The 16,902-nt window shown below is 68.9% G+C and carries 15 protein-coding genes; 13 read left to right on the top strand and 2 right to left on the bottom strand.

The window, feature by feature from the left end; translation table 11 throughout:
- Positions 1 to 71: 71 nt before the first annotated feature.
- The 12 genes from atpD to AC1RVW_RS20325 all read left to right on the top strand — a co-directional run bounded on the left by atpD (position 72) and on the right by AC1RVW_RS20325 (position 14,885).
- On the top strand, positions 72 to 1,472 hold the full coding sequence (atpD, locus tag AC1RVW_RS20380; RefSeq protein WP_081266094.1) for a F0F1 ATP synthase subunit beta: 1,401 nt from the start codon (positions 72 to 74) through the stop codon (positions 1,470 to 1,472).
- Between the two features lie 12 nt (positions 1,473 to 1,484).
- Positions 1,485 to 1,904 (top strand): F0F1 ATP synthase subunit epsilon, encoded by a 420-nt coding sequence (locus tag AC1RVW_RS20375; protein WP_081266093.1) that lies wholly within the window; start codon positions 1,485 to 1,487, stop codon positions 1,902 to 1,904.
- A 254-nt stretch (positions 1,905 to 2,158) separates the two neighbouring features.
- A complete protein-coding gene (locus tag AC1RVW_RS20370) occupies positions 2,159 to 3,328 on the top strand; it encodes an ROK family protein (protein ID WP_081266120.1) in 1,170 nt (389 codons plus the stop codon).
- Positions 3,325 to 4,869: a sugar ABC transporter ATP-binding protein gene (locus tag AC1RVW_RS20365; RefSeq protein WP_493202108.1), complete on the top strand. Its 1,545-nt coding sequence runs from the start codon at positions 3,325 to 3,327 to the stop codon at positions 4,867 to 4,869. Before AC1RVW_RS20370 ends, AC1RVW_RS20365 begins: the two co-directional genes overlap by 4 nt.
- Positions 4,829 to 5,863 (top strand): ABC transporter permease, encoded by a 1,035-nt coding sequence (locus tag AC1RVW_RS20360; RefSeq protein ID WP_106936604.1) that lies wholly within the window; start codon positions 4,829 to 4,831, stop codon positions 5,861 to 5,863. The genes AC1RVW_RS20365 and AC1RVW_RS20360 overlap by 41 nt, the downstream gene beginning before the upstream one ends.
- 44 nt (positions 5,864 to 5,907) lie before the next feature.
- Positions 5,908 to 6,870: a substrate-binding domain-containing protein gene (locus AC1RVW_RS20355; protein WP_106936605.1), complete on the top strand. Its 963-nt coding sequence runs from the start codon at positions 5,908 to 5,910 to the stop codon at positions 6,868 to 6,870.
- A 37-nt stretch (positions 6,871 to 6,907) separates the two neighbouring features.
- Positions 6,908 to 8,035: a Gfo/Idh/MocA family protein gene (locus AC1RVW_RS20350; RefSeq protein ID WP_409196308.1), complete on the top strand. Its 1,128-nt coding sequence runs from the start codon at positions 6,908 to 6,910 to the stop codon at positions 8,033 to 8,035.
- 25 nt (positions 8,036 to 8,060) lie between these two features.
- Positions 8,061 to 8,768, top strand: coding sequence for a phosphatase PAP2 family protein (locus tag AC1RVW_RS20345; protein WP_493202105.1), 708 nt, complete (start codon positions 8,061 to 8,063; stop codon positions 8,766 to 8,768).
- 81 nt (positions 8,769 to 8,849) lie between these two features.
- On the top strand, positions 8,850 to 9,371 hold the full coding sequence (locus AC1RVW_RS20340) for a DUF3617 domain-containing protein (protein WP_493202103.1): 522 nt from the start codon (positions 8,850 to 8,852) through the stop codon (positions 9,369 to 9,371).
- Between the two features lie 101 nt (positions 9,372 to 9,472).
- Positions 9,473 to 10,555: a ligase-associated DNA damage response exonuclease gene (locus tag AC1RVW_RS20335; protein ID WP_493202101.1), complete on the top strand. Its 1,083-nt coding sequence runs from the start codon at positions 9,473 to 9,475 to the stop codon at positions 10,553 to 10,555.
- The gene (locus tag AC1RVW_RS20330; RefSeq protein WP_493202099.1) at positions 10,552 to 12,207 is read left to right on the top strand and encodes an ATP-dependent DNA ligase; all 1,656 of its coding nucleotides are present in this window, start codon (positions 10,552 to 10,554) and stop codon (positions 12,205 to 12,207) included. The genes AC1RVW_RS20335 and AC1RVW_RS20330 overlap by 4 nt, the downstream gene beginning before the upstream one ends.
- The gene (locus AC1RVW_RS20325) at positions 12,204 to 14,885 is read left to right on the top strand and encodes a ligase-associated DNA damage response DEXH box helicase (RefSeq protein WP_493202097.1); all 2,682 of its coding nucleotides are present in this window, start codon (positions 12,204 to 12,206) and stop codon (positions 14,883 to 14,885) included. Before AC1RVW_RS20330 ends, AC1RVW_RS20325 begins: the two co-directional genes overlap by 4 nt.
- Before the next feature lie 22 nt (positions 14,886 to 14,907).
- Here AC1RVW_RS20325 and trxC read toward each other — a convergent pair whose 3' ends face one another.
- Entirely contained in the window at positions 14,908 to 15,357 is a 450-nt protein-coding gene (gene trxC, locus AC1RVW_RS20320; protein ID WP_285413144.1) for a thioredoxin TrxC, read from the bottom strand.
- A 77-nt stretch (positions 15,358 to 15,434) separates the two neighbouring features.
- Here trxC and pdeM point away from each other — a divergent pair, with 77 nt between their 5' ends.
- On the top strand, positions 15,435 to 16,115 hold the full coding sequence (gene pdeM, locus AC1RVW_RS20315; RefSeq protein ID WP_493202095.1) for a ligase-associated DNA damage response endonuclease PdeM: 681 nt from the start codon (positions 15,435 to 15,437) through the stop codon (positions 16,113 to 16,115).
- A gap of 131 nt (positions 16,116 to 16,246) precedes the next feature.
- Here the strand turns inward: pdeM and AC1RVW_RS20310 are convergent, their stop codons facing one another.
- Positions 16,247 to 16,774 (bottom strand): TPM domain-containing protein, encoded by a 528-nt coding sequence (locus AC1RVW_RS20310; protein WP_493202093.1) that lies wholly within the window; start codon positions 16,772 to 16,774, stop codon positions 16,247 to 16,249.
- Positions 16,775 to 16,902: the final 128 nt, after the last annotated feature.

Genomic DNA, 16,902 nt, shown 5'->3' with positions numbered 1-16,902 from the left:
CGTTTCGGCACCAGGACGCTTCTGCAAGAACCTGTCGCAAATTTATTGAGATCCATCCAGAAGGAAACGCCATGGCTGAAGGAAAAATTGTCCAATGTATCGGCGCCGTGGTCGACGTGGAGTTCCCGCGTGACCAGATGCCCAAGGTGTACGACGCCTTGAAATTCGAAGGCAGCGCGCTGACTCTCGAAGTCCAGCAACAGCTCGGCGACGGCGTGGTGCGCACGATTGCACTGGGCTCGTCCGACGGCCTGCGCCGCGGCCTGATCGTCACGAACACCGGCGCACCCATCACGGTGCCCGTCGGCAAGGCCACGCTCGGCCGCATCATGGACGTGCTGGGCGCGCCCATCGACGAACGCGGCCCGGTCGGCCAGGAGCTCACCGCTTCGATCCACCGCAAGGCTCCCGCGTACGACGAACTGTCGCCTTCGCAAGACCTGCTGGAAACCGGCATCAAGGTGATCGACCTGGTGTGCCCGTTCGCCAAGGGCGGCAAGGTGGGCCTGTTCGGTGGCGCCGGCGTGGGCAAGACCGTGAACATGATGGAACTCATCAACAACATCGCCAAGGCTCACTCGGGTCTGTCGGTGTTCGCCGGTGTGGGTGAACGTACCCGCGAAGGCAACGACTTCTATCACGAGATGGCCGACTCCGGCGTCGTGAACCTCGAGAAGCTCGAGGACTCGAAGGTGGCCATGGTCTACGGCCAGATGAACGAACCCCCGGGCAACCGTCTGCGCGTGGCGCTGACCGGCCTGACCATCGCCGAGTCGTTCCGCGACGAAGGCCGTGACGTTCTGTTCTTCGTGGACAACATCTACCGCTACACGCTGGCCGGTACCGAAGTGTCGGCTCTGCTGGGCCGCATGCCTTCCGCCGTGGGCTACCAGCCGACGCTGGCCGAGGAAATGGGCCGCCTGCAGGAGCGGATCACGTCGACCAAGGTCGGCTCGATCACCTCGATCCAGGCCGTTTACGTTCCCGCCGACGACTTGACCGACCCGTCGCCCGCCACCACCTTCGCCCACTTGGACTCGACCGTGGTGCTGTCGCGTGACATCGCTTCGCTCGGTATCTACCCCGCCGTGGACCCGCTGGACTCGACCTCGCGCCAGCTCGACCCGAACGTGGTCGGCGAAGAGCACTACAACGTGGCCCGCGCCGTGCAAGGCACGCTGCAGCGCTACAAGGAACTGCGCGACATCATCGCGATCCTGGGCATGGACGAACTGGCTCCCGACGACAAGCTCGCCGTGGCCCGCGCCCGCAAGATCCAGCGTTTCCTGTCGCAGCCGTTCCACGTGGCCGAAGTGTTCACGGGCTCGCCCGGCAAGTACGTGCCGCTGGCCGAAACCATCCGTGGCTTCAAGATGATCGTGAACGGCGAAGCCGACCACCTGCCGGAACAAGCGTTCTACATGGTGGGCGGCATCGACGAAGCGTTCGAAAAGGCCAAGAAGGTCGCTTAAGAAGGAATCACCATGGCAGGCACCATTCATGTGGACGTGGTCAGCGCGGAAGAGTCGATCTTCTCGGGCGAAGCCAGGTTCGTCGCGCTGCCCGGTGAAGCCGGTGAGCTCGGCATCTACCCGCGCCACACCCCGCTGATCACGCGCATCCGCCCCGGCGCCGTGCGCATCGAAATGGCCGATGGCGGCGAAGAGTTCGTCTTCGTGGCCGGCGGCATTCTCGAAGTGCAGCCCAACGCCGTGACCGTGCTGTCCGACACCGCGATCCGCGGCAAGGACCTCGACGACGAGAAGGCCAACCAGGCCAAGGCCGCGGCTGAGGAAGCACTGAAGAACGCGAAGAGCGACATCGACATCGCGATGGCGCAATCGGAGCTGGCCGTGATGGCCGCCCAGATCGCGGCGCTGCGCAAGTACCGCCAGAAGAAGTAAGTAAGCAAGCAATCAAGGAGCCCCCCTGGGCTCTCTTCCTGAAAAGCCGCCTCCGGGCGGCTTTTTTGCGTCCGGCGTTTCCCCATTCAAGTCGACTTCGGTTTGAACTTGGCCGAAGTTCGGCCTTGTCCGGCTGAAGGCCTGCACCTAGTATTCGCCTTCGCCCGACAGCCGAAGGTTGCGGGCGGCGACTTCAAAAGAAAGAACACGGAGACAAACGCGTGGCACCCTGGAGCGGCATCACCGCCGATGAAATGCGGCTGCTGGAAACGACCTTCTGGTCGGCCGGCGGATCGCGCCATGCCATGGCCGAGCAGCTCGGCTTCTCCAAGAGCAAGGCCAATGCGCTCATCGCCGGCCTCGTCGAACAGGGGCTGCTGGCCGAAGCGGGCCTGCAGCGTTCGTCGGGCGGGCGGCGTGCCGAAAACCTCCAGCTGCACTTCGGGCTCGGCGTGCTGGTCGGCATCGACATCGGCGCGACCAGCCTCGGCGTGGCCGTGCTGCGGCCCGACCTCACCGTGCTTGCGCAACATGAAGAGCCCGCCGACGTGCGCGAGGGCCCGGCCGTGGTGCTGGCCCGGGTACGGGTGCTGATGCGCGAATTGCTGGCGCAAGGCGGCCACGCCGCGCGCGACGTGCTCGGCATCGGCATCGGCGTGCCCGGCCCCGTCAACTTCGAGATCGGCCAGCTCGTGAACCCGCCGCTGATGCCCGCGTGGGACAGCTTCTCGATCCGCGATTACCTGCGCGAGGACTACGCCGCGCCCGTCTTCGTCGACAACGACGTGAACCTCATGGCGCTCGGCGAGCTGTGGAGGCTCAAGCGTTCGCTGACCAATTTCCTCGTCATCAAGATCGGGACCGGCATCGGCTGCGGCATCGTCTGCCACGGCGAGGTGTACCGGGGCGCGGCCGGCTCCGCGGGCGACGTGGGCCACATCTGCGTCGACCAGGAGGGGCCGCGCTGCCACTGCGGCAACCTGGGCTGCGTCGAGGCCATGGCGGCCGGCCCCGCGATCACTCGCATGGCCGTGCAGGCGGCCGAGGCCGGCGAAAGCGAACTGCTGGCCGAGTGCCTGCGCGTGCATGGCCGCATCGACGCGATCGACGTCGGCCAGGCCAGCCGCGGCGGCGACACCGCGGCCAACGGCATCATCCAGCGCGCGGGCAGCCTCATCGGCCAGATGCTCGCGTCGGTCGTCAACTTCTTCAACCCGTCGCATGTGTTCATCGGCGGCGGCATCACGCGCATCGGGCCGCTGTTCCTCGCGGCGGTGCGCCAGAGCGTGTACCAGCGCTCGCTCGCGCTCTCCACGCGGCACCTGGAAATCCAGTACACGCCGCTGGGCATGCAAGGCGGACTGATAGGCGCCGGCGTGCTCGCGATGCACGAGACCCTGAAGGTCCGCGGAGTGGCGCCATGAGCGGCAGTACGCCAAGCAACAAGGGCAGCGTCGCCGTCGAGTTCGACGGCGTGGTCAAGGCCTTCGGCCCGGTGCAGGTGCTGCACGGCGTGAGCTTTGCGCTCGCGCCCGGTCGCGTATACGGCCTGCTCGGCGAGAACGGCGCGGGCAAGTCGACGCTGATGAAGATTCTTGCCGGCTACGAGCAGCTCACCGGCGGCACGCTGCGCATCAACGGCCAGCCGCAGCAGTTCGGCAGCTCGCGCAATGCCGAGGCGCTGGGCATCGTGCTGATCCACCAGGAGTTCAACCTCGCGGAAGACCTGAGCGTGGCGCAGAACATCTTCCTGGGCCACGAGAAGAAGAAAGGCTGGCTGCTCGACGACGCCTCGATGGAACGCGAAGCCGCCGCCGCGCTCGCCGCCGTCGGGCTGAACATCGATCCGCGCACCAAGGTGCGAAAGCTCATCGTCGCCGAGAAGCAGCTCGTCGAGATCGCGAAGGCCATTGCCCGGCGCGCGCGCCTGCTCGTGATGGACGAACCCACCGCCACGCTCACGCCCGGCGAGACCGAGCGGCTGTTCAAGCTCATCGCACAGTTGCGCGCCGATGGCGTGACCATCGTCTACATCTCGCACAAGCTCGACGAGGTGGAGCAGGTAACCGACGAGGTGATCGTCATGCGCGACGGCCGCTTCGTCGCGCGCGCGCCCACGCCCGAGGTCACGCGCCAGCAGATGGCCAACCTCATGGTGGGCCGCGAGCTGGCCGATCTGTACCCGCCGCGCGACGTGGTGGTGGCCGCCGATGCGCCCGCCATGCGCGTGCGAAATTTCAATGTGCCCGGCTGGGCGCAAGACGTGAGCTTCGAGGTGCGCCCCGGCGAGATCCTCGGTTTCGCGGGCCTCGTGGGCGCGGGCCGCACCGAGCTCTTCGAAGGCCTGCTCGGCCTTCGCCCCGCGAGCGGCAGCGTCGAGATGCTCGGCAGGCCCGTGCCCGGCAGCAAGGGCTGGCGCAACCCGCGCGACGCGGCGAAGCACGGCCTCACCTATCTGAGCGAAGACCGCAAGGGCAAGGGCCTGCACGTCAACTTCGGCCTGCGGCAGAACCTCACGCTGATGGCGCTCGAGCGCTATGCGCAGCCCTGGCTCAAGCCCGAAGCCGAACGCGGCGCGCTGGCCGGGGCGGTGAAGGACTACGGCATCCGCACCGGCTCGCTCGAGGTCAAGGCCTCGTCGCTGTCGGGCGGCAACCAGCAGAAGCTCGCGCTCGCCAAGGTGCTGCAGCCGCAGCCGAAGGTGGTGGTGCTCGACGAGCCCACGCGCGGCGTGGACGTGGGCGCCAAGCGCGACATCTATTTCCTGATCCAGCGACTGGCCCGCGAAGGGCTCGCGGTGATCGTCGTCTCGTCGGAACTGATGGAGCTGATCGGCCTGTGCCACCGCGTGGCGGTGATGCGCGCCGGAAAGCTGGTCGCCACGCTCGACGCGGACCATTTGACAGAAGAGGAGCTCATCGCTCATGCCACCGGAACAGCAGACACCACCGCCGCGCACGCTTGAAGCCGCGCAGCAGCAGCACCGCAGCGAGGCAAAGCCGCGCTGGACCGAGCGCCTGCACGGCCTCGGCCCGGTCATCGGCCTGGTGCTGCTTTGCATTGCCGGCACGCTGCTCAACAGCGACTTCGCGACCGTCGACAACGCGATGAACGTGCTCACGCGCACGGCCTTCATCGGCATCATCGCGGTGGGCATGTGCTTCGTGATCATCTCGGGCGGCATCGACCTGTCGGTGGGCTCGATGGCCGCGCTCATCGCGGGCAGCGTGATCATGTTCATCAACTGGGCCGGCCCGGCATCGGGCTCGCCGCTGCTGGCGGTGGTGATGGGCGCGGTGCTGGCCATCGTGCTGGGTGCCGTGTTCGGCCTTGCGCACGGCCTGCTCATCACCAAGGGGCGCATCGAGCCCTTCATCGTGACGCTGGGCACGCTGGGCATCTTCCGCGCGTACCTCACCTACTTTGCGGACGGCGGCGCGCTCACGCTCGACAACGAACTGTCGGACCTGTACGCGCCGGTGTACTACGCCAGCCTCGCGGGCATTCCGGTGCCGGTGTGGGTGTTCGTGATCGTCGCGATCATCGGCGGCGTCATATTGAACCGCACGGCCTACGGGCGCTACGTGCAGGCCATCGGCTCGAACGAGCAGGTGGCGCGCTACGCGGCCGTGGACGTCGACCGCGTGAAGATCATGACCTACGTGCTGCTCGGCGTGTGCGTGGGCATCGCCACGCTGCTCTACGTGCCGCGCCTGGGCTCGGCCTCGCCGACCACCGGCCTGCTGTGGGAGCTGGAAGCCATTGCCGCGGTGATCGTCGGCGGCACCGCGCTCAAGGGCGGCGCGGGCAGCATCACCGGCACGGTGGTGGGCGCGATCCTGCTCTCGGTCATCAGCAACATCCTGAACCTCACCAGCATCATCAGCGTGTACCTGAATGCCGCGGTGCAGGGCTTCGTGATCATCATCGTCGCGTTCCTGCAGCGCGGCCGGCGCTAGTTCCGTTCCCGTTCCGTTCCATCCACCAAGAGGAGACATCCAGCATGACAACTTTCACCAGACGCCTCGCGCTCACGGCCGTTGCCGCCGCAGCCTTCGCCAGCCTGCCCGCGCTCGCCGCAGAGAAGGTCAACCTCGGCGTTTCGATTCCCGCGGCCACGCACAGCTTCATGGGCGGCATCAACTACTGGGCCAACCAGGCGAAGAAGGACCTCGAGAAGGAACACAAGGACCTGAAGATCACGATCAAGACGGCAGCCAACGCGCCCGAGCAGGCCAACCAGCTGCAAGACCTGTCGACGGTGACCAAGATCAATGCGCTGGTCGTGTTCCCGTTCGAATCCGCCGCGCTGACCAAGCCGGTCGCGCAGGTCAAGGCCAAGGGCGCCTATGTGACCGTGGTCGACCGCGGCCTCACCGACACCAGCGCGCAGGATGCCTATGTGGCCGGCGACAACACCGCCTTCGGCAAGATCCCGGCCGAGTACATCGTGAAGCAGCTCAACGGCAAGGGCAACGTGGTGGCGCTGCGCGGCATTGCGACCACGCTCGACAACGAGCGCATGGACGCCTTCAACGCCGTGCTCAAGGGCAGCCCCGACATCAAGCTGCTGGACGCCAAGTACGCCAACTGGAACCGCGACGACGCCTTCAAGGTCACGCAGGACTACCTCACCCGTTTCAAGAACATCGACGCCATCTGGGCCGCCGACGACGACATGGCCGTGGGCGTGCTCAAGGCCATCTCGCAGGCCAAGCGCGACGACATCAAGATCGTGTTCGGCGGCGCCGGCGCGAAGGACATGGTCAAGACCATCATGGACGGCAAGGACCCGCGCATCACGGCCGACGTGAGCTATTCGCCCAAGTTCATCTACGACGCGATCAAGCTCACGGCCGAAGCGCGCCTGAAGGGCGAGAAGCTGCCGGCGACGACGATCATTCCTTCGGTGCTGATCACGAAGGAAAACGCCAAAGAGTTCTACCACCCCAACTCGCCGTTCTGAGGTGATCGAGATCGCTCCACGCAAGCTCCGCTACGCCATGGTCGGCGGCGGCCGCGACGCCTTCATCGGCGCCGTGCACCGCAAGGCCATGGCGCTCGACGGCCAGATCGAGCTCGTGGCGGGGGCGCTGTCGTCGAGCCCCGACAAGGCGCGCGCCTCGGGCCGCGACCTCGGCCTGGCCGACGGCCGCAACCACGGCGACTGGCAGTCGCTGCTGGCCGACGAGCTGAAGCGGCCCGCTGACGAACGGATCGACTTCGTGTCGATCGTCACGCCCAACCACGTGCACTTTCCGGTGGCGCAGGCCTTTGCCGACGCCGGCTTCCACGTGGTGTGCGACAAGCCGCTGGTGCACACGCGCGAGCAGGCCGATGCGCTGGTCGCCACCGTCGCGAAGCGGGGCACGGTGTTCGGCGTCACCTACAACTACACCGGCTACCCGATGGTGCGGCAGGCCCGCGAGATGGTGCGGTCGGGCCAGATCGGCGAAGTGCGCAAGGTCGTCGTCGAATACAACCAGGGCTGGCTTGCCAGCCATGTCGAAGGCGGCACCAACAAGCAGGCCGACTGGCGCACCGACCCCGCGCGCAGCGGCGCGGCCGGGGCCATCGGCGACATCGGCTCGCATGCCGAGAACCTCGTGGCCAGCGTCACCGGCCTGGAGATCGAAAGCCTCTGCGCCGACCTCAGCGCGCTGGTTCCGGGCCGCATGCTCGACGATGACGGCAGCCTGCTGCTGCGCTTCAAGGGCGGCGCGCGCGGCGTGCTGGTGGCCTCGCAGATCAGCACGGGGCTGGAGAACGACCTGCGCCTGCGCATCTCCGGCACGCGGGGCACGCTCGAATGGCACCAGGAGCAGCCCAGCCAGTTGCAGCACCTGCCGCACGACGGACCCAGGCGCGTGCTGACGCGCGGCGCGCCCTGGCTGTGCGAGGCCGCGCAACGCGCGAGCCGGCTGCCGGCGGGGCACCCCGAAGGCTTCATCGAGGCCTTCGCCAACGTGTATGCCGGCGTGGCGGCGGACATCCGCGCCCGTCTCGAAGGCCGTGCGGCCGACCCGCTGGCTGCCGACTATCCGCGCGTGGAAGACGGCGCGCGCGGCGTGCGCTTCATCGAACGCACGGTGGCATCCGCGCAAAGCGAATTAAAGTGGACGCCCTGGTAGCGCATGCGCGCTGCCGCGGGCTTCCATGACATCCACCATCACCGACAACACCGGCGCCTCGCGCCCGGCCACGCAGACCTGGCCCGCGGCGCTCTGGCGGCGCTGCATCACGCTGTTCCCGCTGAAGCTGGTGGGCAACACGGTCGCCACGCTCGGCTTCTTCCCGCTGTACTTCTGGATCGCGAAGAACGCGGGCCAGGCCTGGGTGCTGCCGCTCACCGCCTTCGACCGCGCCATCGCCTTCTGGCCGGCGCTGCTGCCGGTGTATCTCTCGCTGTGGGGCTACATCGCGCTGCCGGTGCTGCTGGCCAAGGACATGCGCGAGCTGACGCGCTTCTCCCTCGGCTGCGCGGCGATGACCTTGCTGGCGCTGCTCGTGTTCTGGTTCATGCCCACGGCCATTCCCAATTTCGCGGTCGCCACCACGCCGGGCACTTCGCTGCAGTTCCTGAAGATGGTCGATTCGGCGGGCAATGCCTTTCCGTCGCTGCATGTGTCGTTCTCGGTGTTCGCCTGCGTCATGCTCGCGCGGCAGTTGCGCGATGCGGGCGCGCCGGCATGGCTGCGCGTCGTCAACGTGGCGTGGGCCGCGGGCATCGTCTATTCGACGATGGCGGTGCGCCAGCATGTGCTGGTCGACGTGCTGGGCGGCCTTGCGCTGGGTGTCGCGCTCGGCGTGGCCACGCGGCAGCGGGAGCCGGCCGCGGCGGCGGTGCATGCGCGTGCGGCGTAGGCCGATCGCGGTATTCCGCCGCCACCGGGCGCGCGGTACAAATCCGGCATCGTCGTTGTCCATCCGATGCGGAGCCTTGCCATGAAGATTCGCCCGTCCGCCGCCGCTGCAGCCTGCCTTGCCGCGGCTGCCATCGCCATGCCCGCGTTCGCGCTCGACTATCCGGCGCGCAAGCCCGGCCTGTGGGAGATCCAGACCGGCGACGGCGGCAAGGGCCCGGGCCACACCATGCAGCAGTGCATCGACGCGGCCAGCGACAAGTCGCTGCGCGAAATGGGCCAGGGCATGGGCAAGGAAATGTGCTCGAAGCAGGAGCTGCGGCTCGACGGCGGCAAGCTGGTGATGGACTCCGTGTGCAAGATCGGCAACTCCACCGCCACCTCGCATGCGGTGATGAGCGGCGACTTCAACTCGGCCTACCGCATGGAAAGCAAATCGAGCTACAACCCGCCGCTCATGGGCCGCGCCGAAGGCACCAGCGTGATCGAGGCCAGGTGGGTCGGCCCCTGCAAGGCCGACCAGAAGCCCGGCGACATGGTCATGCCCAACGGCATGAAGATGAACGTCATCGACATGATGAACAACCGGCCCAAGCGGCCCTGACGGAGCCTGCGGGGCAGGCCGGCGGGTAGGCGCCGGCCCACAGCGCTTCGCGGCTGACGTTCGGCGCCGGGCGGCGCAGGCTGCGCCTACGATGGCGTGCCATGCCCGCAACGCAGCAAGAAGATCTCGTCGTCGCCCGGCCCGAGGGCCTGTACTGCCCGCCGGGCGATTTCTACATCGACCCCTGGCGGCCGGTGGCGCGCGCCGTCATCACCCACGCCCATTCGGACCACGCACGCACGGGGCATGGGCACTACCTGGCCCACACCGACAGCGCTGGCACCCTGCGCACCCGGCTGGGCGCCGACATCGACCTGCAGACGCTGCCCTACGGCGAAGCCATCACGCACCACGGCGTGCGCGTCTCCCTCCACCCGGCCGGCCACGTGCTGGGCTCGGCGCAGGTGCGGCTCGAGCACGGCGGGCGCGTGTGGGTGGCCTCGGGCGACTACAAGACCGAGCCCGACGGCACCTGCACCCCCTTCGAGCCGGTGGCTTGCGACACCTTCATCACCGAATCCACCTTCGGCCTGCCGATCTACCGCTGGCCCACGCATGCCGCGCTGTTCGCGGAGATCGACGCATGGTGGCGCGCCAATGCCGAGGCGGGGCGCGCTTCGGTGCTGTTCTGCTATGCCTTCGGCAAGGCGCAGCGCATCCTGCACGGGGTGGACGCGAGCATCGGGCCGATCGTGGTGCACGGGGCGGTGGAGCCGCTCAATGCCGTGTACCGCGCGGCGGGCGTGGCGCTGCCGCCGACGCTGCGCGTGAGCGACGAAGGTGTCGACGCGGCACTGCTCAAGCGCGCGCTGGTGCTGGCCCCGCCGTCGGCGCAGGGCACGCCGTGGATGCGCCGCTTCGGCAACTATGCCGATGCGTTCGCCAGCGGATGGATGCAGCTGCGTGGCACGCGCAGGCGGCGCGGCGTGGACCGCGGCTTCGTGATGTCGGATCACGCGGACTGGCCCGGGCTGCAGAAGGCGATCGCCGGCACGGGCGCGCAGCGCGTGTTCGTCACGCATGGCAGCGTGCAGGTGATGGTGCGGTGGCTGACGGAGAACGGGCTGGATGCGCAGGGCTTCAAGACCGAGTACGGCGATGAAGACGACCAGGCGGCACCCGACGGAGCCGCCGACGGCCGCCATCCCGGCCTTCCCCCGGCGGGGGAGGGAGCGAACGCATGAAAGCCTTTGCCGCGCTCTACCGCGAGCTCGACGCCAGCACCTCGAACCTCGCCAAGCAGGCCGCGCTGCAGCGCTACCTGCGCGAGGCCGACGCGGCCGATGCCGCATGGGCCGTGTACTTCCTGGCCGGCGGCAAGCCGCGCCAGCTGGTGCCCACCAAGCTGCTGCGCCTGCTCGCGCAGGAAGCCGCGGGCCTGCCGGAGTGGCTGTTCGACGAAAGCTACGACGCGGTTGGCGACCTCGCGGAAACCATCGCGCTGCTGCTGCCGCCCCCCAGCGAGGTGCATGACCTCGGGCTCGCGGACTGGGTCGAGCAGCACCTGCTGCCGCTGCGCGATGCGGCGAAGACTTCGCCCGAGCAACTGGCCGACCGCCTGCGCGCGCAGTGGCGCCAGCTCGCGGCCGAAGAGCGGCTCGTGTACTTCAAGCTCATTACCGGCGCGTTCCGCGTGGGCGTGTCGAAGCTGCAGGTCACGCAGGCGCTGGCGGCCGTCGGCGGCATCGACCCCAAGCGCGTCGCGCAGCGGCTCATGGGCTACACGCACATCGGCGCGCGGCCGCATCCGGACGACTACCAGGCGCTCATCGCACCCGAGTCGGGCATGGAGCAGGTGCAGAAGACCAGCGGGCAGCCGTACCCGTTCTTCCTTGCGCATCCGTTCAACCTGCCGGTGGAGCAGTTCGACGCCGTGCTCGGCCCGCCTTCCGGCTGGATCGTGGAATGGAAGTGGGACGGCATCCGTGCGCAACTGGTCAAGCGTGCGGGCGTGCCATGGGTGTGGTCGCGCGGCGAGGAGCTGGTGACGGAGCGATTCCCCGAACTCGCGGTGCTCGGCGAGGCCCTGCCCGACGGCACCGTGCTCGACGGCGAGATCGCGGTATGGCGCGACGGCAAGGTGCAGCCCTTTGCGGAGCTGCAGAAGCGCATCGGCCGCAAGACGCTCGGCGCCAAGCTGCTGCGCGACATCCCGGTCGTGCTGCTGGCCTACGACCTTCTCGAGTGGGAAGGCCGGGACCTGCGCGCGCTGCCGCAGTCGGAACGCCGGGCGCTGCTCGACGAACTGGTCGCGCGCATGCAGCACCCTTCGCTGCTGCCCAGCCCGATGCTCACGGGCGTCGACTGGAACGATCTGTCCACGCAGCGCGAAGCCGCGCGCGCCATGGGTGTCGAAGGCATGATGCTCAAGCGCCGCGACGCTCAGTACGGCGTGGGCCGCACCAAGGATGTCGGCGTGTGGTGGAAGTGGAAGATCGACCCATTGAGCATCGACGCCGTGCTGATCTACGCGCAGCGCGGCCATGGCCGCAGGGCGAGCCTGTACAGCGACTACACCTTCGCTGTGTGGGACGGCCCGCCCGGTCAGGAGGACCGCAGGCTCGTGCCCTTTGCCAAGGCTTACTCGGGCCTCACCGACGCCGAAATGGCGCGCGTGGACGCGATCATCCGCAAGACCACCGTGGAAACCTTCGGCCCGGTGAAGAGCGTGAAGCCGACGCTGGTGTTCGAGCTGGGCTTCGAGGGCATCGCGCGCAGCACCCGCCACAAGAGCGGCATCGCGGTGCGCTTTCCGCGCATGCTGCGGTGGCGTGAAGACAAGCCGGTGGAGGAGGCCGATACCTTGCAGACGCTTGCCGCGTTGCTGCCGGCATGAGCACCAGGCCGGACCCCGAGAAGTTTCTCCCTTCCCCCGGCGGGGGAAGGAGCAGGACAAAGGTCAAGGCTGCGCTCGATGCATGGTTCACCGCGCGCGGCTGGAAGCCTTTCAAGTTCCAGCGCGACGTCTGGAAGGCGATCGCACAAGGCCAGTCCGGCCTGCTGCATGCCACCACCGGCGCGGGCAAGACCTACGCCGTCTGGCTCGGCGCGCTGCAGGCCTTCTCGCAGCCCCGAAAGGAAACAGCCCGCCCCGCACCCCTGCCGCTCACCGTGCTGTGGCTCACCCCGATGCGCGCGCTCGCGGCCGACACGCTGCGCGCGCTGCAGCAGCCGCTCGAAGCACTGGGCGCCGAGGTACATCCCTGGAGCACCGGAGCGCGCAGCGGCGACACGTCCTCCAGCGAGCGCAGCGCGCAGAACCAGCGCCTGCCCAGCGTGCTCGTCACCACGCCCGAAAGCCTCTCGCTGCTGCTGGCGCGCGCCGATGCGAGCCAGGTGCTGGGCGGCGTGCGGATGGCGGTGGTCGATGAATGGCACGAGCTGCTCGGCAACAAGCGCGGCGTGCAGGTGCAGCTTGCGCTCGCCCGGCTCAGGCGCTGGAACCCGGGCATCGCGATCTGGGGCATGTCGGCCACGCTGGGCAACCTGCGCGAGGCCATGCACGTGCTGCTGGGCCATGACGAAGGCGTGCTGGTGCAGGGCCAGGTGCCCAAGAAGCTCGTCATCGATTCGCTGCTGCCCGGCCGCGCGGAGCGCTTTCCGTGGGGCGGCCACCTGGGCCTCACGATGCTGCCGCAGGTGATAGGGGAAATCGCCGCGAGCAAGACCACGCTGGTCTTCACCAACACGCGCTCGCAGTCGGAGATCTGGTACCAGGCCCTGCTGGAGGCCCGGCCCGATTGGGCGGGCCTGATCGCGCTGCACCACGGCTCGCTCGACCGCGAGGTGCGCGAGTGGGTCGAGCTGGGCCTGAAGAGCGGCGAGCTGAAGGCGGTGGTCTGCACATCGAGCCTCGACCTGGGCGTGGACTTCCTGCCGGTCGAGCGCGTGCTGCAGATCGGCTCGCCCAAGGGCGTGGCGCGGCTGCTGCAGCGCGCGGGGCGCTCGGGCCATGCGCCGGGGCGGCCGTCGCGCATCACGCTCGTGCCCACGCACAGCATCGAGATGGTCGAGGGCGCGGCCGCGCGCGCGGCCATTGCCGAGGGGCACATCGAGTCACGCCGTTCGCCCGACCAGCCGCTGGACGTGCTGGTGCAGCACCTGGTGACGGTGGCGCTCGGCGGCGGCTTCGTGCCCGACGACCTGTACGCCGAAGTGCGCGGCACGGCCGCCTACGAAGAGCTTTCGCGGGAGAACTGGCAGTGGTGCCTCGACTTCGTCTCGCAGGGCGGCGCTTCGCTCTCGGCCTACCCCGACTACCGCCGCGCCGTGCCCGACGCCGAGGGCGTGTGGCGCGTGCCCGATGCGCGGCTCGCGCGGCGGCACCGCATGAACATCGGCACCATCGTGAGCGACGCGAGCATGTCGGTGCAGTTCGTCGGCGGCGCGAAGATCGGCAGCGTCGAAGAGGGTTTCGTCGCGCGCATGAAGCCCGGCGACTGCTTCCTGTTCGGCGGCCGGCTGCTCGAACTCGTGCGCATCCACGACATGACGGCCTGGGTGCGGCGCGCCAGCGGCAAGCGGCCTGCCGTGCCGCGCTGGAACGGCGGACGCATGCCGCTGTCGAACACGCTGGCCGACGCGGTGGTGCAGCAGCTGGCGCTGGCCGGCGACGGTGCCTACGGCTCGCCCGAGCTGCAATGCGTGCGCCCGCTGCTGGAGATCCAGCAGCATTGGTCCGCGCTGCCCACGCCGCAGACGCTGCTGGCCGAGACGCTGACCACGCGCGAGGGCTCGCACCTGTTCCTGTATCCGTTCGCCGGGCGGCATGTGCACCTGGGGCTCGCGAGCCTGCTGGCCTGGCGCGTCGCGCAGCATGAGGCGCGCACCTTTTCCATCGCGGTCAACGACTACGGCTTCGAGCTGCTGAGCGCGACCGAGGTCGACTGGCCGACGCTGCTGCCGCAGGTGCTGCGCCTGCCTAAAGGCAGCGGCGAAGGCAATGGCGAGGGTGAAGACGCGCGCGCGGTGTTGCTGCACGAAGTGCTCGCATCGCTCAACGCCGGCGAGCTCGCGCAGCGCCGCTTTCGCGAGATCGCGCGCGTGTCGGGCCTGATCTTCCAGGGCTACCCGGGCGAGAAGCGCAGCAGCAGGCAGCTGCAGGCCTCGTCCTCGCTGTTCTGGGAGGTGTTCCGCAAGTACGACCCCGGCAACCGGCTGCTGCAGCAGGCCGAACAGGAACTGCTGGCGCAGGAGCTGGAGATCGGCCGTCTGCGCGCCAGCCTCACCCGCATGGCCGGGCAGCAGCTGGTGCTCAAGCCGATCGCGCGGCCCACGCCGTTCTCGTTCCCGCTGATGGTCGAGCTGTTCCGCGAGAAGCTGTCGAACGAGAACGTGGCCGACCGCATCGCGCGCATGGTCGAGCAACTGGAGAAAGCCGCGGGCGGCGCGGTGACGGCCGGCGGCATCGACCGCGTGAAGCGCACGATGGCGTTCGGCCAGGAAGGCGCGGGCAAGCCGCCGGCGCCGCGGCGCGAACGCAGGCGGCCTTCACGCCCGCTGCCGCCGCTGTGAGGGCCTGGTGAAAGGCCGTTGCCTAGCCGGCGCCGTGCGCCTTCACCCAGCGCACGATGTCCGCCGCGCCCATGGCGCCGGCCTGCCGCGCGACCTCTCGGCCGCCCTTGAACAGCGCCAGCGTGGGGATGCTGCGGATGTTGAAGCGCGCGCCCAGCGAGCGCACCGCCTCCGTGTCGACCTTGGCCAGCCGCACCTTCGGCTCGAGCTGGGCCGCGGCCTGCTCGTAGCCCGGCGCCATCTGGCGGCACGGACCGCACCACGGCGCCCAGAAGTCGACCAGCACCGGGATCTCGTTGCGCGCGATGTGGCGATCGAAGGTGGCCTCGTCGGGCAGCGCGGTCGAATGGCCGGCGAACAGCGGGCGGTGGCAGCTGCCGCAGTCGGGCGCGCTGCCCAGCTGGTCCGCGCGCACGCGGTTGGTCGTGTGGCAGTGCGGGCAGACGATGTGCAGCGAAGTCGATTCGGTCATGCGCAAGAACTGGGGGCCGCAGGGGCCAATTGCAAGACGCGCGCCGGGCAAGGCGTCTTTTGCGAAACTTGCCGGCCGTGACGCTCGCAGAATCCTCCGAATCGACCACCTCCACTGTCCGCTGGGCAGGTGAACTGCTCCACCTGCTGCCCGAACGGGCGCTGTGGTGGCCCGCCGCGGGCGTGCTCTTCGTGGCCGACCTGCACCTGGGCAAGGCCGCGACCTACCGCGCGCTGGGCCAGCCGGTGCCGGGCGGCACCACGCAGGAGAACCTCGCGCGGCTCGATGCGCTGATCGCGCGGTGGAGCCCCCGGCGCATCGTGTTCCTGGGCGACTTCCTGCATGCGGCGCAGGCGCGCACGGTACTCGCCGGCGTGCAGGCCTGGCGCGAACGCCATGCGGGCATCGCGATGACGCTGGTGCGCGGCAACCACGACAGCCGCGCTGGAGACCCGCCCGAAGCGCTGGGCATCGAGGTGGTGGATGAGCCGCACCTGATGGGCCCGTTTGCCTGCTGCCACCATCCGCAGCCGCATGCCACGCATTTCGTGCTCGCGGGGCACCTGCACCCGGTGTGCCGGCTGCATGGGCCGGGGCGCGACAGGGTGCGGCTGCCTTGCTTCGTGAGCGAGGCGGGGCAGGCGGTGCTGCCTGCCTTTGGCGAGTTCACAGGCGGATGGCTGATGGAGCGTGCGCCGGGGCGGCGCTTCCACGCGGTGGGCGGTTCGGTCGTCTGGGCCCTGCCCGCGTCGGAGTGAAGTTTTCTCCTTCCCCCTCTGGGGGAAGGTAGGGATGGGGGCAGGCGGCGCTGGTTCTTGCGCGGTGCTTCATCGATTGCCGCTTGCCCCCACCCCGGCCCTCCCCCAGAGGGGGAGGGAGAAAGAAAGCCTCAGAGCACGACCGGCTCGTCCGGCAACTCGTTCACGTCGAGTTCGCCTTCGCCCAGCGGAAAGTGCTCGACCAGCAGCGCCGAAATCTCCTCGAGCGCCTGCGTGAGCCCGTCCTCGAAGCGCCCTTCGCGGAAGGCCGCGCTCATGCGCTGCATCATCGCGGTCCACGCCGCGGTGTCGACGCGCGAATGGATGCCCCGGTCGGCCACGATTTCGATCGCATGCTCGGCCAGCAGCAGGTAGATCAGCACGCCGTTGTTGTGCGCGGTGTCCCAAACACGCAGCTTGCCGAACAGCATGACGGCGCGCTCGCGCACCGAGGCGTGGCGCCACAGGTACGACATCGGCAGGCCGGCTTCGATGCAGATGCGGATCTCGCCGCTGTGGCGGCGCTCGCTCGCGGCCACGCGGCCCGTGAGGCGCTGCATGGCCTCGTCGGGCAGGGCGCGGCGAACCTCGGCTTCGTCAATCCAGCGATGGCGCCAGATGCGGCCGAGCCTGGTGAAAAGGGTGGCTTCGGTCGTCATCGTGTTCACCAGTTGCCCGACGCGCCGCCGCCGCCGAAGTTGCCGCCGCCGCCGGAGCTGAAGCCACCGCCTCCGCCACCACGGCTGAAGCCGCCACCGCCACCCAGACCACCGCCCCAGCCGCCACC

This window comes from Variovorax sp. MPBD4-3 (genome assembly GCF_058809745.1).
This window is presented reverse-complemented; position numbering and strand designations above follow the sequence as displayed.

Coding starts and splice junctions, on each gene's coding strand:
- AC1RVW_RS20365 (WP_493202108.1), top strand. CDS start 3,325: ATGAGCGGCAGTACGCCAAGCAACAAGGGCAGCGTCGCCGTCGAGTTC.
- AC1RVW_RS20355 (WP_106936605.1), top strand. CDS start 5,908: ATGACAACTTTCACCAGACGCCTCGCGCTCACGGCCGTTGCCGCCGCA.
- AC1RVW_RS20345 (WP_493202105.1), top strand. CDS start 8,061: ATGACATCCACCATCACCGACAACACCGGCGCCTCGCGCCCGGCCACG.
- AC1RVW_RS20370 (WP_081266120.1), top strand. CDS start 2,159: ATGCGGCTGCTGGAAACGACCTTCTGGTCGGCCGGCGGATCGCGCCAT.
- AC1RVW_RS20340 (WP_493202103.1), top strand. CDS start 8,850: ATGAAGATTCGCCCGTCCGCCGCCGCTGCAGCCTGCCTTGCCGCGGCT.
- AC1RVW_RS20375 (WP_081266093.1), top strand. CDS start 1,485: ATGGCAGGCACCATTCATGTGGACGTGGTCAGCGCGGAAGAGTCGATC.
- AC1RVW_RS20310 (WP_493202093.1), bottom strand. CDS start 16,774: ATGACGACCGAAGCCACCCTTTTCACCAGGCTCGGCCGCATCTGGCGC.
- AC1RVW_RS20360 (WP_106936604.1), top strand. CDS start 4,829: ATGCCACCGGAACAGCAGACACCACCGCCGCGCACGCTTGAAGCCGCG.
- AC1RVW_RS20330 (WP_493202099.1), top strand. CDS start 10,552: ATGAAAGCCTTTGCCGCGCTCTACCGCGAGCTCGACGCCAGCACCTCG.
- atpD (WP_081266094.1), top strand. CDS start 72: ATGGCTGAAGGAAAAATTGTCCAATGTATCGGCGCCGTGGTCGACGTG.
- AC1RVW_RS20325 (WP_493202097.1), top strand. CDS start 12,204: ATGAGCACCAGGCCGGACCCCGAGAAGTTTCTCCCTTCCCCCGGCGGG.
- AC1RVW_RS20350 (WP_409196308.1), top strand. CDS start 6,908: ATGGTCGGCGGCGGCCGCGACGCCTTCATCGGCGCCGTGCACCGCAAG.
- AC1RVW_RS20335 (WP_493202101.1), top strand. CDS start 9,473: ATGCCCGCAACGCAGCAAGAAGATCTCGTCGTCGCCCGGCCCGAGGGC.
- trxC (WP_285413144.1), bottom strand. CDS start 15,357: ATGACCGAATCGACTTCGCTGCACATCGTCTGCCCGCACTGCCACACG.